Here is a 16,181-nt window from a genome sequence, read left to right as displayed (position 1 = left end):
CGTCGGCCAGGGCGTCGGGCGTCCAGCCGCCGTCGGCGTACGCCGCCCTGATCTCCTGCGGGTGGGACCAGAGTGCCACCTTGTCGCCGCCGATGCCGATGGCCTGGCCGGTGATGCCGCGCGCGGCCTCGGAGGCGAGGAACGGCACGAGCGCGGCGCAGTCCTCGGGGGTGCCGAAGCCCTCGCCCCTGCGCAGGAAGCCGGGCAGCGGCTCGCCGTCCTTCATCGCCTGCACGTAGGGCGCGAAGGCCGGGATGGTCTCGGTCATCGCGGTCGCGGCGACCGGGATGACCGCGTTGACGGTGATGCCCGCCCGGCCCAGCTCCATCGACCAGGTGCGGGCCATGGCGGCGATGCCGGCCTTGGCGGCGGCGTAGTTCGTCTGCCCGAAGTTGCCGCGCTGGCCGGCGGGCGAGCCGACGAGGATCAGGGTGCCGCCCTCGCCCTGCTCGCGCAGGCGGACGGCGGCGGCGCGGGCGCAGGTGAAGGTGCCCCTGAGGTGGGTGGTGATCACCGCGTCGAAGTCCTCGTCGGTCATCTTCCACAGCACCTTGTCGCGCAGGATGCCGGCGTTGGTGACCAGGACGTCCAGCCGCCCGAACTCCTCCACCGCCCGGTTCACCAGGCGCTCGGCGGCCTCGGCGGTGCCGACCGGGACGACCTCGGCGACGGCGGTCCCGCCCGCCTCGCGGATGGACTTCACGGCGGCCTCGGCCACGGCCACGTCCACGTCGTTGACGACCACTGAGGCACCGTGGGCGGCCAGGGCGTGCGCGTAGGCCAGGCCGAGGCCCCGGCCGCTGCCGGTGACGACGGCGACCTTGCCGGTGAGATCGATGCTGGGCACGGGGGGGTCCCTTCACGAGCTGATGCGGGTGGTGCGGCCGGACGACGCCGGCAGCGGCTCCGAGATCGAAGCTAAGAGCAATAATTGTTGCCGTCAATAGTTGTTGGTGACCCACAGGTGCGAGATGCTGGAATCGTCACGACGCATCGAGCACCGGGAGTCCGCCATCGCACGCCAGCACGTCACCCCGAACCCCATCGACGCGGACGAGCCGTGGATGCGCGCACTGCACGCCGACACGGGCTACCTGCTCTACCGCCTCGGCCTGCGCTCGGGTCAGCTGTTCAACACGTTCCTCCAGGAGTCCGGGCTGCGCCTGCGCCACTACGCCGTGCTGCGCTTCCTCGCCGGCTCCGAGGGCGCCCTGCAGCGCGAACTGAGCAACCGGCTCGGCTACGACCCGAGCGCGATCGTCGGCCTGGTCGACGACCTGGAGAAGCTGGGCTTCGCCGAGCGCCGCCCCTCCCCCGACGACCGCCGCAGCCGCATCGTCGCCCTCACCGAGGACGGCCGCGCCTTCCTGCGCGACACCGACGAGGCCGGCCGGCGCGTGACCAACGACCTCCTCGAACCCCTCGACACGGGCGAACGCGAGGTGCTGCACGCCCTGTTGCTGCGCATCGCCGGGGACGGACTGAACTGATGTTGTGCAACTGATTGACGGCCGAAGCATTCCTGCCTAACTTCACCCGGGCGCCGGTGCGGTCCCCCGCCGGCGACATCCCCCGGCTTCGGCAACAGGGAGCGCATCGTGCAGCCATCCCGTACGTCCGCCCGTCAACCGTCCCCCGGCCAACGGCAGTTGCGCCGCGTCGCACTGTCCGGACTGCTCGGCACCACCGTCGAGTTCTACGACTTCCTCGTGTACGGCACCGTCGCCGCGCTGGTCTTCGGCGACCTGTTCTTCCCCGAGGCCGACCCCGCGGTGGGCACGGTCGCCGCCTTCGGCACCTTCGCCGCGGGCTATGTGGCCCGCCCGCTCGGCGGCCTGGTCTTCGGGCACTTCGGCGACCGGCTCGGCCGCAAGTCGATGATGCTGCTGACCATGACCCTGATGGGCTGCGGCAGCTTCCTCATCGGCGTCCTGCCCACCTACGACACGATCGGCGTGTGGGCGCCCGTCCTGCTGGTGGCCCTGCGCGTGGTGCAGGGCCTCGCCATCGGCGGCGAATGGGGCGGCGCGACCCTGATGGTCGTCGAGCACGCCGAGCACACGGCGGGCTCGCGGCGCGGCCTGTGGTCCAGCTTCACCCAGCTCGGGGCCCCGCTGGGCTCCGTGCTGTCCGCCGGTGTGGTCACGCTGGTCTCCGCGCTGCCCGACGAGCAGTTCCGCTCCTGGGGCTGGCGCGTGCCGTTCCTGCTGAGCGTCGTGCTGCTGGCCGTCGGCCTGTTCGTCCGGGTGAAGGTCGCCGAGAGCCCCCTGTTCCGCAAGCCCCAACCCCTCGACAGACCACCGGTGCTGGAGGTCCTGCGCCGCCCGAAGCCGGTGCTGCTGGCGGCCTGCGCCGGCATCGGCGCGTTCACCGCGCAGTCGCTGCTGACGGGCTTCATGATCTCCTACGCCGTCGGCGAGGGGTACAGCCGCTCGCAGGTCCTCACCGCGGTGACCGTCGCCTCCTGCGTGGCCCTCGTCGTGCTGCCCGCCGCGTCCGCGCTGTCCGACCGGGTCGGCCGCCGCCCGGTGGTGCTGGCCGGCGCCGTCGCCTCCGCACTCCTCGCCTTCCCCGTGCTCGCGCTGGTCGACTCCGGCTCCCCCGGCCTGCTGATCCTCGCCCTCGCGCTCGGCCACGGCGTCGCCCAGTCCACGATGTACGGGCCGCTCGGCGCCCTGCTCACCGAGATGTTCGGCACCCGGGTCCGCTACACCGGAGCCTCCCTCGGCTACCAGGCCGCCACCCTGGTCGGCGCCGGTTTCTCCCCGCTGATCGCGAGCAGCCTCCTCGCCTCGACCGGCGTCGGCAGCACCCCCGTCTCCCTGCTGCTGTGCTGTGGCACCGCGATCACCGCCGTCACCGTGTGGCGCCTGCGCGAGACGCACACCGACGCCCTGGAGGAGCCCGCCACCCGCACGCTGGAAGGGAGCCGGCCGTGAAGTCCTGCGTGAAGTCCGCCCTGACGGCCACCGTGAAGTCCCGCACCGCCGTGCTGGCGCTCGCCCTGTGCGCGGCGGCCGCCGTGCCCGCGCACGCCGCGACCGCCTCCGACACCCACCTCGAAGGCCGGCTCCCCTCCGGTGCCGCCTACGTGATGGACGTCCCCGCCGACTGGAACGGCACCGTCCTGCTCTACAGCCACGGCTACACCCCCGCCGGCGCCCCCAACACCGCCCAGGACGCCCCCGGTTCGGACACCCGGACCACACTGCTCGCCGAGGGCTACGCCCTCATCGGCTCCTCCTACGCCACCACCGGCTGGGCGGTCACGGACGCGGTGCCCGACCAGCTCGCCACGCTCGACGCGTTCACCGCGAAGTTCGGCACCGCCCGGCGCACCCTCGCCTGGGGCACCTCGTACGGCGGTTTCGTCACCACGATGCTGGCCGAGCGGCACGCCGACCGCTTCGACGGCTCGCTGTCGATGTGCGGGCTCGTCCAGGGCGGCGTGGCCAACTGGAACAGCACCCTGGACCCGGTGTTCGCGCTGAAGACGCTCCTCGGGGCCGACGTCCCGCTCACCCGCTTCGAGGACCCGGCCGCGGCGTCGGCCGCCGCCACCGCCCTCGGCGCGCGCGTCACCGACGCCCAGCGCACCCCGCAGGGCCGGGCCCGCATCGCGCTCGCCGCCGCCCTGCACGACATCCCCGGCTACAACGACGCCTCCCAGACCGAGCCCGCCCCGACCGACCGGGACGGCCAGGAGGCCAACCAGTACGCCGCCGTCGCCGGACTGCTCGCGCTCCCCGCGTTCAACTGGCGGCAGGAGGCCGAGAGCCGGGCCGGCGGCTCCATGTCCTGGAACACCGGCGTCGACTACACCGCGATGCTCGCGCGCTCCCCGCTGTACAAAGAGGTGAGCGAGCTCTACAAGGAGGCGGGAGTGTCCCTGCGCACCGACCTCGCGGCCCTGAACCGCGCACCCCGGATCTCCGCCGACGCCCGGGCCGTACGGTGGATGCGGGCCACCAGCGTCCTCACCGGCCGCCTGACCGACCCCCAGCTGGACATCCACACGACCGGCGACGCGCTGATCCCGGTCCAGGCCGAGAGCGCCTACCGGCGGGCCGTCACGGCGGCGGGCTCGGGCCGACTGCTCGGCCAGGCGTACGTCGACGGACCCGGGCACTGCGCCTTCACCGCCGGCGAGATGCTCGGCGCCCTGCACACCCTGGAGCACCGCCTGGACACCGGCCGCTGGGACGCCTCGCCGGCGACGCTCAACTCCCGCGCGCGGCAGGAGGATCCGACGGCCCGGCCGCGATACGTCGGCTACCGCCCCGCCGCCTACCCCCGCCCCTACGACCTCGCCCACCCGGGAGACACCCGGCCATGACCCCGCGCTCCGCCCCCGACCGGCTGCTGTCCGTGCTCGCCGCGTTCGACCACGAGCATCCGGCGCTGTGCCTGACGGACATCAGCCGGCGGGCCGGGCTGAGCCTGACCACCGCACACCGGCTCGTGGGCGCCCTGACCGAGTGGGGCGCGCTGGAGCGGGACGACAGCGGCGTCTACCACGTGGGCCTGCGGCTGTGGGAGCTCGCCGCGCTCGCCCCGCGCGGGCTGGCGCTGCGGCAGATCGCGCTGCCGTATCTGGAGGACCTGTACGAGGCCACGCACGAGAACGTGCAGATGGCGGTACGGGACGGGGCGGAGGTCGTGTACATCGAGTGGCTCTCCGGGCGCAGCGCCGTCGGCGTGCACATCCGCGTCGGCGCGCGCTGGCCGCTGCACGCCACCGGGGTCGGGCTGGTGCTGCTCGCGCACGCGGACGCCGATGTCCAGGAGGCGTACTGCAAGGGACCGCTCGCCTCCTTCACGCCGTACACGATCACCGATCCGGAGCGGCTGCGCCGGGTGCTGGCCGAAGTGCGGCGCACCGGGGTGGCGGTCAGCAGCCGCCAGGTCACCGACGACGCGCTGTCGGTGGCCGCCCCGGTGCGCGGGCCGGGCGGGGCGGTGGCCGCCGCCGTGTCGGTGGTGGTCCCGCAGGCGGAGGCCCAGGTGCCGGTGCTGGCACCGGCGGTCCGGGTGGCGGCGCGCGGGATATCGCGGGCGCTGGGCTGGCAGCCGTAGCCGACGGACCGGGGGTGAGCGCGCCGCCGGATATCCCTCTCACCGGCGAGGTCCGCGCCCGCGCCCGCCGTGATACTGGAACGGCCCTTGCCCCGAGGAGCCGCCGATGTCCCCGCACCCGTTCTTCACGCGCGCCGCCACCCGGCTGCGCACGGCGAACCCCTATGCCGTGGACGCGGCGCTCGCCGCGCTCGTGCTGTTCGCGGTCTCCCTGCAGTGGATCTTCCCCGACGAGGGCGACGACCCGCTCTCCTGGCAGGGCTGGCTGCTGGGCGCGGCGACGGCGGTGCCGCTGGTGTGGCGGCGCCGGGCGCCCTTCGTCACCGCCTTGGTCGTGTCGGCGGCCACCCCGGCGATGGCGGTCTACCACGCGCCGCCGCCGGACGTGGTGTGGGGCGGCCTGGTCGTCCTGTACACGCTGGCCGCCCGCTCGGCGGCCTGGCAGCGGCGGCTGATGCTGGCCGGCTGGCTGATCGGCGCCACCCTCACCATGCAGCACAAGGAGAACGCCCGCCCGTTCGAGTACGCCTTCCACCTGCTGACGATCCTGTGCGCCTACGGCCTCGGCACGCTGGAGCGGGTGCAGCGCGCCTACACCGACGCCATCGAGGACCGGGCCCGGCGGCTGGAGCGGGAGCGGGCGGCGGACACGGCACGGGCGATCACACGGGAACGGGCCCGCATCGCCCGGGACATGCACGACGTGCTGGCCCACGCGGTGAGCCTGATGGTGGTGCAGGCGGAGGCCGGACCGGTCGTGGTGCGCAGCGATCCCGAGCGGGCCGAGGCCGCGTTCGAGGCGATCGCGGCGGCGGGGCGCGATGCGATGGCGCAGCTCAGGCGGATCCTCGGGGTGCTCAAGGAGGAGCAGTACAGCGGGACTTCGCCGCAGCCTTGTGTGGCCGCGCTACCCGCCCTGGTCCGGCAGGTCGGCGGATCTGCCGGCCTGCGCGCGGAGTTGCGCACCACGGGCGCGCCGCGCCCGCTGCCGCCGGACACCGAGGTCGCCGTCTACCGGGTGGTCCAGGAGGCGCTGACCAACACCGTGAAACACGCGTACGCTTCCCGCGCTACGGTCGAACTCAACTGGACGGAGGACGCGTTGACCGTGACGGTGACCGACGACGGACGGGGCCCGGCGGGCCCGGGCGGCGGCCACGGGCTGATCGGCATCCGGGAGCGGGCCGCGGCCTGCGGGGGCGCCGCCGAGGCCGGACCGGGACCGGACGGCGGCTTCCGCGTCGCCGTGCGCCTGCCGGTGGCCGCCGACCGGCAGGCGGCGCTGGGGTGAGCATCCGCGTGGTCGTCGCCGACGACCAGGAGCTGGTCCGCAGCGGCTTCAGCATGATTCTGGAAGCGCAGCGGGACATCGAGGTGGTCGCGGAGGCCGGGGACGGCGCCCAGGCGGTCGCGGCGGTCGAGCGGCACGCGCCCGACGTGCTGCTCCTGGACATCCGCATGCCGGTGATGGACGGGCTGGAGGCGGCCCGGCGGGTGTGCGGGCAGTCCGCCTGCAAGGTCGTCATGCTGACCACGTTCGACCTGGACGAGTACGTGTACGAGGCGCTGTACGCGGGCGCCAGCGGGTTCCTGCTCAAGGACGTGCGCCGCGACGACCTCGTACACGCGGTGCGGGTGGTCGCCGCCGGCGACTCGCTGCTCGCGCCGGCGGTCACCCGGCGGCTGGTCGCGGACATCGTCCGGCGCCGCCGGGAGGAGGCCGCCGCCGAGGTCACCCCGCAGCGCCTGGACGTGCTGACCGCCCGTGAGGTGGAGACCCTGCGGCTGCTGGCCCGGGGCCTGTCCAACGCCGAGATCGCCACGGCGTTCTTCGTCAGCGAGCACACGGTCAAGACACACGTGAGCAACGTGCTGAGCAAACTGGGCCTGCGGGACCGGGTGCAGGCGGTGATCTGCGCCTACGAAACGGGACTGATCACGCCGGGCTCCCCCTAACGAGCGAGACGCGACTGCTCACGCCGGGTTCCCCCTAACGAGCGAGACGCGACTGGCACGCCGGGCTTCCCCAGCGAACGAGACGCGACTGCTCACGCCGGCATCGCCCCAGCGAACGAGACGGGACACGGCCTGCCGCACGCCCGCGGGACGAGACCCCGGGCTCCTCGCGCGGGCAAGCTCCCGCCGACCTCCGCGCGTCGAGACCCGCCCCGCATTCCCCGCGCGTCGAACTCCCAGCCCACCTCCCGCACGCGTCGAGGACCCGCCCCGCATCTCCCGCGGGCAAGCTCCAGCCGACCTCCCGCGCGCCGAGAACCCGCCCCGCATCCCCTGCGCGGGCGAGCTCCAGCCGATCTCCCACGCGTCGAGCCCCCAGCCCCCCTCCCCACACGTCGCCCCCCACCCCGCCTCCCCCACGCAGACAAGCTCCCGCCGACCTCCCCCGCACGGGATCTCCCGCCGACGTCCCCCGCACGGGCAACCTCCCGCACGTCGAGGACCCACCCGCATCCCCTGCGCGGGCAACCTCCCGCCGATCCCCCGCGCGTCGACCCCCCAGCCCACCTCCCCACGCGTCAACCCCCCACCCCGCCTCCCCCACGCAGACAAGCTCCCGCCGGCCTCCCCCGCACGGGAGCTCCCGCCGGCCTCCCCCGCGTCGAGCCCCCAGCCCCCATCCCCCGCGCGGGCGAGTCCCCGCTTCGTCTCACTCGTGCGAGGGAGTCCGGGAAACCCCTCCCTCCGGCGATCCGGTGGCACCCCTTCCCGCACGAGCCTGAGGGCATGTCATCCGACGTCCCGCAGGGAGGGGCCATGCTCTCCACGCTCGCCCGGGCGGCCACCCGCCGCCCGCTGACCGTCATCGCTTTGTGGGTGCTCTTCCTGCTGCTCGGGTTCGGGCTGGGAACGGGCGTCTTCGGGCGGCTGTCCGACAACGTGCCCGAGGTCCCCGGCACGGAGTCCGAGCACGCGGCCCAGTACCTCGACGACACCGACCCGACCGGCGAGTCGATCACCGCGGTCGTCGCGGGCGTCCGGGTCGCCGACCCCGGCGTGCGCGACCAGGTCGAACGGGCCGTCGCCGACCTGCGCCGCATCGCCGGGGTGGCCGCCGTGCCCGACCCGTACACCACCCGCGGACTGACCGCCGCAGACGGGCAGGCGCTGATCGTTCCGGTGACCCTCAAGGGCGGTCTCGGCGACGACGCCGAGGAACGGGCGGTGAACGCGGCGACCGACCGCATCAAGCGGGTCGACGCGCCCGACGTCCACGTCAGCGGTGGTCCGCTGCTCGGCACACAGCTCGGCGAGCGAGCCCAACAGGACGTGAAGAACGCCGAGTTGATCTCGCTGCCGGTCGTCCTGGCCCTGCTGCTGGTGGTGTTCGGCGGGCTGCGCGCGGCCGGGCTGCCCCTGGTGATCGCGGTCAGCGGGATCGCGGGCGCCTTCCTCGCCCTGTTCTGCTTCAGCCAGGTCACCGACATCTCCGTCTACGCGATCCAGGTGACGACCATGCTGGGGCTCGGACTCGCCGTGGACTACGCCCTGTTGATGCTGGTCCACTTCCGCGAGGAGCGCCGGCGCACCGACGACGTGGCCGAGGCAGTGCACCGCACGGTCGCGGCGGCCGGGCGGACCGTGCTGTTCTCCGGGCTCACCGTCGCCGTCAGCCTCACCGGGCTGCTGGTCTTCCCGAGCGTGTTCCTGCGCAGCATGGGCCTGGCCGTGGCCGCCGTGGTGGTCATCGACATGCTGGCCGCGCTGACCCTGCTGCCTGCGCTGCTGGCCAGGTTCGGCGGCCGGATCGCCCCCTCCAAGGCGCCCCGGGCGGGCGAGGAGGGCCGCCTCTTCGCCCGCCTCGCCCGCTTCGCCGTCCGCCGCCGCGTCGCCGTCCTGGCCACGGTCGTACCCGCCCTGCTCGTCCTGGCCCTGCCCGCCGCCGGCCTGCGGATCGAGATCGGGGACGCCACCCAGCTGCCGTCGGGCACCGAGGCACGGCAGCTCTACGACACCGTGGGCGCGCACTTCCCGCCGGGTACCGGCGTCTCGCCGGTGACGGTCGTGCTGCGGCCCGGCACCGACGCCGCCACGGCCGAGCGGATCCGCTCGCTGTCCCCCACCGCGGACTCCCGCGTGCTGCCCGGCGGCGCCACCGTCGTCGAGCTGGAGCCCTCGGGGCGGGTGGACGGCAAGGAGGCCACCGACCTGGTCACCGCGGTGCGGGACCTGCGCGGTGACGCCCCGGTCGAGGTCACCGGCCAGGCCGCCCGGCTGGTGGACTTCCGGGCGATGCTCGCCGACCGCGCGCCGTGGGCCGCGGTGACCGTGCTGGCCGGCATCCTCCTGCTGCTGTTCGCCTTCACCGGCTCGGTGCTGATCCCGCTGCGCACGATCCTGACCACCCTGCTCAGCCTCGGCGCCGCGCTCGGCGTGGTGGTGTGGGTCTTCCAGGACGGCCACCTGGCCGGGGCGCTGGGCGCCGAGGGCCTGGGCGCGCTGAGCCTGACGGCGCCCCCGCTCATCGTCGCCATCGCCTTCGGGCTCGCCATGGACTACGAGCTGTTCATCCTGGCCCGGATGCGGGAGGCCCGGGGCCTGACCGGCGACGAGCGGGAGGCGGTCGTCACCGGTCTGCGCCGGTCCGGACGGGTCGTCACGTGCGCCGCGCTGCTGCTCGCCGTCGTCTTCGGCGCCTTCATGACGGGCGGTTTCTCGCCCATCCTGCAGATCGGGCTCGGTCTGACCCTCGCGGTCCTGATCGACGCGACGATCGTGCGGATGCTCCTCGTCCCGGCGACGATGTCGCTGCTGGGCCGGCACGCCTGGTGGGCGCCGGGGCCGCTGCGCCGGGCGCACGACCGGTTCGGGGTGAGCGAGCAGCCCGCGCCGCGGACACCGGTGACCGCGCCGCACGGCGGGTGACGGTCCGGGGTGGCGGGGCCCCGGCCGGGGTCCCGCCACCCGGGCCGCACTCGTGCTCGTCCACGCCCTGGTCCTCACAGGAATCTCAGGAAGCCTTCCGGGAATTCAAAGGATCAACAAATCTGCGCGGCGCAGGATGCACCCGGAAAAGGTGGACATCCCAGGAAGGCCTGACGTGGGCGTCTCGCACATAACGAACCGGTCCGACCAGCAGCCGCAGAGGTGGTCCCGGCGCGGGCTGCTCGCCGTGCTCGGCGCGGCGCCGGCCGCCGCCGTACTGACCGGATGCAGCGGTTCGGCGGGCGCCTCCGAGGACACGACCAAGGCCGGCACCTCCGCGAAGGCCACCGCGACCAGGCGGCCGGTCGTCACCGTCACCCCGGCCGACGGCACCACGAAGGCCGACTTCACCAGCCCCGTCGAGATCACCGTGACCGACGGCACCCTCGCCTCCGTCGAGGTCACCGGCAACGACGGCTCCACGCTGGAGGGCTCCTTCAACGAGGCGAAGACCAGGTGGACGTCGTCGAGGAACCCGTACTCGGGCACGAAGTACACCGTCACCGCGACCGCCGAGGGCGCCTCCGCGCAGACGGCGACCTTCACCACCAGGTCCCCCGGCGAGACCTTCGTGGGCTACTTCACCCCCGAGGCGGGCTCCACGTCCGGTGTGGGCATGCCGGTGTCGATCAACTTCACGCACGCCGTGTCGGACCGGGCCGCCGTCCAGAAGGCGATCACGGTGACCGCGGAGCCGGCCGTGGAGGTGGTCGGGCACTGGTTCGACGACACCCGCCTGGACTTCCGGCCGGAGACGTACTGGGCCTCCGGCACGAAGATCACGCTCAGTCTGCGGCTGAAGGACGTCGAGGGCGCGGACGGCGTGTACGGCGTGCAGCACAAGGACGTCACCTTCCACATCGGCCGTGAGCAGATCACCACGGTCGACCTGTCGGCCAAGCAGATGGTGGTCAGGCGGGACGGCGCGACGTACGCCACCTACCCGGTCACCGGCGGCGACTCCGACCACACCACCTGGTCCGGGATCATGGTGATCAGCGAGCGGTTCAAGCAGACCCGCATGGAGTCCTCCACGGTCGGGCTCGGCGACGAGTACGACATCCCGGACGTCCCGCACGCCCAGCGCCTGACCACGTCCGGCACGTTCGTGCACGGCAACTACTGGGCGTCCACGTCGGTGTTCGGGCACGAGAACACCAGTCACGGCTGCATCGGCCTGCACGACGCCAAAGGCGCGAACGACAGCTCCGTCGCGGGCTACAGGTTCTACGAGAGCTCGATGCTCGGCGACGTCGTCATCGTGAAGAACTCCGGCGAGAAGACCGTCGAGGCCTCCAACGGCCTCAACGGCTGGAACCTGTCCTGGGCGGACTGGAAGGCGGGCAGCGCGGTCTAGGGCCCGCTGCGAACGTCCCCTTCGTGCCGTTCATGGGGTGAACTCACCCGCTGTGCGCGGACTTTCCTTGCTTTAAGTCTTGACGACCACGGTGCCAGGGAGCACATTGGGGCCACTTTGAGAGCGCTCTCAGGGAGCGCTCCCACAGGGCATCCGCGCAATTCCCGTACCCGAGAGGCACCCCACATGAGCGACTCCTCCGGCATACACCGCAGACGGCGCCCGCTGCGGCGGGCGTTCGTCGCCGCGCTCGGCACCCTGGGCCTGGCGGCGGCCGTCGCCCTGGCCGCCGTCCCCTCCGCCAACGCCTCTGCCCCCACTCCCCCGTCGGGCTGGACGCAGCTCTTCCTGGACGACTTCAACGGCTCGGCCGGCACCGGCGTCAACACCTCCAACTGGCTGTACGACACCGGCACCTCGTATCCCGGCGGCGCCGCCAACTGGGGCACCGGCGAGGTCGAGACGATGACCAGCAGCACCAGCAACGTCGCCCTCGACGGCAGCGGCAACCTGAAGATCACGCCGCTGCGCGACGCGGCCGGCAACTGGACCTCGGGCCGCATCGAGACCAACCGCACCGACTTCCAGCCCCCGGCCGGCGGCAAACTGCGCGTCGAGGCGCGCATCCAGATGCCGAACGTCACCGGCAACGCGGCCCTCGGCTACTGGCCCGCCTTCTGGATGCTGGGCGCCCCCTACCGGGGCAACTACCAGAACTGGCCGAGCGTCGGCGAGCTGGACATCATGGAGAACGTCAACGGCATCAACAAGACGTGGGCGACCATGCACTGCGGCACGGCCTCGGGCGGCCCGTGCAACGAGACGACGGGGCTGGGCAATTCGACCGCCTGTCCCAACACGACCTGCCAGTCCGGCTTCCACACCTACACCATGGAGTGGGACCGCTCGGCCAGCCCCGAGGCGATCCGCTTCTACGTCGACGGCGTCAACTACCAGACGGTGACGTCGAGTCAGGTGGACGCGACGACCTGGGCCAACGCCACCAACCACGGCTTCTTCGTCATCCTGAACGTGGCGATGGGCGGCGGCTTCCCGGCGGCGTTCGGCGGCGGCCCGACCAGTGCGACGGAGTCCGGCCACCCGATGCTGGTGGACTACATCCAGGTGCTGTCGTCCAGCGGCAGCGGTACCACCACCCCGCCCTCCGGCAACCGTGACGCCTACAGCGCCATCCAGGCCGAGTCCTACGACGGCCAGTCCGGCGTCACCGCGGAGACCACCACGGACACCGGCGGCGGCCAGGACATCGGCTACATCGCCAACGGCGACTGGGCCCTGTACAAGGGCGTCAACTTCGGTTCCACGGCGGCCAAGCAGTTCTACGCCCGGGTGGCGAGCGGCGCCGCGTCCGGGGTCAGCGGCCTGGTCCAGGTGCGCCTGGACAGCGCGACCAGCACCCCGATCGGCAGCTTCTCCGTCGCCAACACGGGCGGCTGGCAGACGTGGACGACGATCCCGGCCAACATCAGTTCGGTCACGGGCACGCACGACGTGTATCTGACCTTCTCCAGCGGCCAGTCGGCGGACTTCGTGAACGTCAACTGGTTCGACTTCGGTCACTGACGCACGGCGCGAGCGACAGCAGGCGCACCGGATGCCCCCGCGAGGCTCTCGCGGGGGCATCCGGCCGTGTCAGCGCAGCTCCGCGCGGAACGCCGCCGGGGTCATGTCCGTGTGCTGGTGGAAGAACTTCGAGAAGTTCGCCGCGTCCGGGAAGCCGACCGCCGCGCCGACCCGGCCGATGGGCAGGTCCGTGTGGGCCAGCAGGCGCTTGGCCTCCAGTACGACGCGTTTGTCGATGAAGCCCTTGGGGGTCTCGCCGGTGGCGGCGCGGACCGCGCGCACCAGGGTGCGGCGCGAGTAGCCGAGGGCGTCGGCGTAGGCGCTGACGCTGTGGTTGGTGGCGAAGCCCCGCTCCACCGCGTCCCGGAACAGGGTGAAGGTCGTGTCCGTGTGGCGGCGGGCCGCCTCGGCCGAGCTGGCCGCCAGATGGGCGAGCCGCAGCAGGAACGCCGTCAGGCTGTGGCGCAGGACGGCCGTGTGCAGGCTGAGCGGGAGGGTCGTGTCGTCCTCGTACTCGCGCCGCAGGTGCGCGAGGGCCGCGCGCAGGGCGGTCAGCTGGGGCTCGTCAGGGTGCAGCAGGGGCGGCAGGTCGTAGCGGTACAGGCCGGTGGCCTCGACCGTCGCGCGGGGCAGGAAGCCGGGTTGCATGGTCAGCACCGTTCCGCGGTACTCGCCGGACTGCGAGAAACGGTGGACCTGGCCGGGACGGATCCACAGCAGGTCGCCCGCCGTCGCCTCGTACTCCGCGAAGTCGATCATGTGGCGGACGGGTCCGCGGTCGAAGAGCATCACGACGTGGAAGTCGATGCGGTGGACGCGGTGGAGGGGGGCGTCGGCGTGCCAGCTGCGGTCCGCGCCCATGGGGCCCACCTGCATGCCCACTCCGCACACACTCAGCTCGCTGGGGAAGGGGAACGTTCTGATCCCGTCCACGCCGCCTTCACCCTCTCCGCCTTGGATGGTTCTGTCCGCCACGTCCGCCATGTCCCTCTCGCGCCACCCGACCGGGCCGTTCGATGTCCCACTTTCACCACAGGCTGGCACACGCCGACCTTCCCTCGGAAAAGTCATACTTTTAAGTTTGAACGCGTCAGGCCAGAACCACCGCTGCGATCGAGGACTTCTTGAAGATGAGCACGCAGACTCCGGACAGCTTCGAATGGACCGACCTCGACCGGCGCGCCGTCGACACGGCGCGGTTGCTGGCGGCCGACGCGGTGCAGAAGGTCGGCAACGGCCACCCCGGCACGGCCATGAGCCTCGCGCCGGCCGCGTACACGATCTTTCAGAAGGTGATGCGGCACGACCCCGCCGACCCTGAGTGGACCGGCCGGGACCGTTTCGTCCTCTCCCCCGGACACACCTCGCTGACGCTCTACACCCAGCTCTTCCTGGCGGGCTACGAGCTGGAGCTGGACGACCTGAAGGCCTTCCGCACCCACGGCTCCAAGACGCCCGGCCACCCCGAGTACGGGCACACGGCCGGCGTCGAGACCACCACCGGCCCGCTCGGCCAGGGCGTCGCCAACGCCGTCGGCATGGCGATGGCCGCCCGCTACGAGCGCGGCCTGTTCGACCCCGACGCGCCCGAGGGCACCTCCCCCTTCGACCACACCATCTGGGCGATCGTCTCCGACGGCGACCTGGAGGAGGGCGTCTCCGCCGAGGCATCCTCGCTCGCCGGGCACCAGAAGCTCGGCAACCTGGTCTTCGTCTACGACGACAACCACATCTCCATCGAGGGCGACACCGCGACCGCGTTCTCCGAGGACGTGCTGGCGCGGTACGCGGCGTACGGCTGGCACACCCAGCGCGTCGAGCCGGCCGAGGACGGCGACATCGACGTACCGGCCCTGTACGCGGCCCTCAGGGCCGCCCAGGCCGAGACCGGGCGGCCCTCGATCATCGCCCTGCGCACGATCATCGCCTGGCCCGCCCCGAACGCGCGGAACACCGAGGCCGCCCACGGCTCGGCGCTCGGCGCCGACGAGGTCGCCGCCACCAAGCGCGTCCTCGGCTTCGACCCCGAGCGGTCCTTCCAGGTCGACGACGACGTCCTCGCCCACACCCGCGAGGCCCTGGACCGCGGTGCCGAGGCGCACGCGGCCTGGGACAAGCAGCTCGACAAGTGGCGCGGCGCCAACCCGGAGCGGGCCAAGCTGTTCGACCGGGTCCTCGCCGGCCGGCTGCCCGAGGGCTGGGAGGACGCCGTCCCGGTCTTCGAGGAGGGCAAGGCGGTCGCGACCCGCGCCGCCTCCGGCAAGGTGCTGCAGGCGCTGGGCGCCCTGCTGCCCGAGCTGTGGGGCGGCTCCGCCGACCTGGCCGGCTCCAACAACACCACCATCGACAAGACGTCGTCGTTCCTGCCCGCGGACAACCCGCTGCCGGAGGCGAACCCCTACGGCCGTACCGTCCACTTCGGCATCCGCGAGTTCTCGATGGCCGCGGAGATGAACGGCATCGCCCTGCACGGCAACACCCGCGTCTACGGCGGCACCTTCCTGGTCTTCTCCGACTACATGCGCAACGCCGTGCGGATGTCGGCGCTCATGCAGCTGCCGGTGACGTACGTGTGGACGCACGACTCCATCGGTCTGGGCGAGGACGGCCCCACCCACCAGCCCGTCGAGCACCTCGCGTCGCTGCGCGCGATCCCGGGCCTGAACGTGGTCCGCCCGGCCGACGCCAACGAGACCGCGATCGCCTGGGCCGAGATCCTCCGGCGGCACGCCACCCACCCGGCCCCGCACGGTCTGGCGCTGACCCGGCAGGGCGTGCCGACCTACGCGCCCAACCCCGATGCGGCCAGGGGCGGTTACGTCCTGAAGGAGTCGTCGAAGCCGGCCCCGGACGTGATCCTGATCGCCACCGGCTCCGAGGTGCAGCTCGCCGTCGCCGCGCGGGAGCTGCTGGAGGCCGAGGGGATCGGCACCCGGGTGGTGTCGATGCCGTCGGTGGAGTGGTTCGAGGAGCAGCCGGCCGAGTACCGCGAGCGCGTCCTTCCGCCGTCGGTGAAGGCCCGCGTTGCGGTCGAGGCGGGCATCGGCCTGACGTGGTACCGGTTCACGGGTGACGCAGGACGCATCGTCTCCCTGGAGCACTTCGGCGCCTCCGCCGACGCCAAGACCCTGTTCGCCGAGTTCGGGTTCACCCCGCAGAACGTCGCCGCAGCCGCAAGGGAATCCCTTGCCGCCGCCCGCGGTTGATCAGAACGCAAGAAAGA

Annotated in this window: 12 protein-coding genes; 10 read left to right on the top strand and 2 right to left on the bottom strand. The window is 72.7% G+C overall.

Translation table 11 applies throughout. The features are described from left to right. On the bottom strand, nt 1–847 hold an 847-nt coding region (locus ACYF6T_RS09825; protein ID WP_461695170.1), incomplete at its 3' end, for an SDR family oxidoreductase. A 217-nt stretch (nt 848–1,064) separates the two neighbouring features. Between ACYF6T_RS09825 and ACYF6T_RS09820 the strand changes: the two genes are divergently transcribed. The 9 genes from ACYF6T_RS09820 (at nt 1,065) to ACYF6T_RS09780 (ending at nt 12,958) form a co-directional block, all read left to right on the top strand. Then, nucleotides 1,065–1,490, top strand: coding sequence for a MarR family winged helix-turn-helix transcriptional regulator (locus tag ACYF6T_RS09820; RefSeq protein WP_461695196.1), 426 nt, complete (start codon nt 1,065–1,067; stop codon nt 1,488–1,490). Between the two features lie 108 nt (nt 1,491–1,598). Beyond that, nucleotides 1,599–2,939 carry an MFS transporter gene (locus tag ACYF6T_RS09815; RefSeq protein ID WP_461695169.1) on the top strand — a complete coding sequence of 447 codons (1,341 nt, stop codon included), beginning with the start codon at nt 1,599–1,601 and terminating at the stop codon, nt 2,937–2,939. Between the two features lie 32 nt (nt 2,940–2,971). Next, a complete protein-coding gene (locus ACYF6T_RS09810) occupies nt 2,972–4,336 on the top strand; it encodes an alpha/beta hydrolase family protein (protein ID WP_461695195.1) in 1,365 nt (454 codons plus the stop codon). Next, nucleotides 4,333–5,076: an IclR family transcriptional regulator gene (locus ACYF6T_RS09805; protein ID WP_461695167.1), complete on the top strand. Its 744-nt coding sequence runs from the start codon at nt 4,333–4,335 to the stop codon at nt 5,074–5,076. Before ACYF6T_RS09810 ends, ACYF6T_RS09805 begins: the two co-directional genes overlap by 4 nt. A gap of 106 nt (nt 5,077–5,182) precedes the next feature. Next, the gene (locus ACYF6T_RS09800) at nt 5,183–6,367 is read left to right on the top strand and encodes a sensor histidine kinase (RefSeq protein ID WP_461695165.1); all 1,185 of its coding nucleotides are present in this window, start codon (nt 5,183–5,185) and stop codon (nt 6,365–6,367) included. Continuing rightward, nucleotides 6,364–7,032: a response regulator gene (locus ACYF6T_RS09795; RefSeq protein WP_461695164.1), complete on the top strand. Its 669-nt coding sequence runs from the start codon at nt 6,364–6,366 to the stop codon at nt 7,030–7,032. Before ACYF6T_RS09800 ends, ACYF6T_RS09795 begins: the two co-directional genes overlap by 4 nt. Before the next feature lie 816 nt (nt 7,033–7,848). Continuing rightward, nucleotides 7,849–9,957: an MMPL family transporter gene (locus ACYF6T_RS09790; protein WP_461695193.1), complete on the top strand. Its 2,109-nt coding sequence runs from the start codon at nt 7,849–7,851 to the stop codon at nt 9,955–9,957. A 175-nt stretch (nt 9,958–10,132) separates the two neighbouring features. Beyond that, entirely contained in the window at nt 10,133–11,374 is a 1,242-nt protein-coding gene (locus ACYF6T_RS09785) for a L,D-transpeptidase (RefSeq protein ID WP_461695163.1), read from the top strand. Nucleotides 11,375–11,560: 186 nt separating this feature from the next. Then, a complete protein-coding gene (locus ACYF6T_RS09780; RefSeq protein WP_461695162.1) occupies nt 11,561–12,958 on the top strand; it encodes a glycoside hydrolase family 16 protein in 1,398 nt (465 codons plus the stop codon). 69 nt (nt 12,959–13,027) lie between these two features. On the opposite strand, the gene ACYF6T_RS09775 is transcribed toward ACYF6T_RS09780, so the two are convergent. Next, a complete protein-coding gene (locus tag ACYF6T_RS09775; RefSeq protein WP_461695161.1) occupies nt 13,028–13,933 on the bottom strand; it encodes a helix-turn-helix domain-containing protein in 906 nt (301 codons plus the stop codon). Nucleotides 13,934–14,088: 155 nt separating this feature from the next. On the opposite strand from ACYF6T_RS09775, the gene tkt reads away from it, so the two are divergent. Continuing rightward, on the top strand, nt 14,089–16,164 hold the full coding sequence (tkt, locus tag ACYF6T_RS09770; protein WP_461695159.1) for a transketolase: 2,076 nt from the start codon (nt 14,089–14,091) through the stop codon (nt 16,162–16,164). Nucleotides 16,165–16,181: the final 17 nt, after the last annotated feature.

The organism is Streptomyces sp. 7R007, from assembly GCF_054850255.1.
This window is presented reverse-complemented; position numbering and strand designations above follow the sequence as displayed.

Excerpts from the sequence above, each read along its gene's own strand:
- ACYF6T_RS09820 (WP_461695196.1), top strand. The coding sequence starts at position 1,065 with ATGCGCGCACTGCACGCCGACACGGGCTACCTGCTCTACCGCCTCGGC.
- ACYF6T_RS09805 (WP_461695167.1), top strand. The coding sequence starts at position 4,333 with ATGACCCCGCGCTCCGCCCCCGACCGGCTGCTGTCCGTGCTCGCCGCG.
- ACYF6T_RS09800 (WP_461695165.1), top strand. The coding sequence starts at position 5,183 with ATGTCCCCGCACCCGTTCTTCACGCGCGCCGCCACCCGGCTGCGCACG.
- ACYF6T_RS09790 (WP_461695193.1), top strand. The coding sequence starts at position 7,849 with ATGCTCTCCACGCTCGCCCGGGCGGCCACCCGCCGCCCGCTGACCGTC.
- ACYF6T_RS09780 (WP_461695162.1), top strand. The coding sequence starts at position 11,561 with ATGAGCGACTCCTCCGGCATACACCGCAGACGGCGCCCGCTGCGGCGG.
- tkt (WP_461695159.1), top strand. The coding sequence starts at position 14,089 with ATGAGCACGCAGACTCCGGACAGCTTCGAATGGACCGACCTCGACCGG.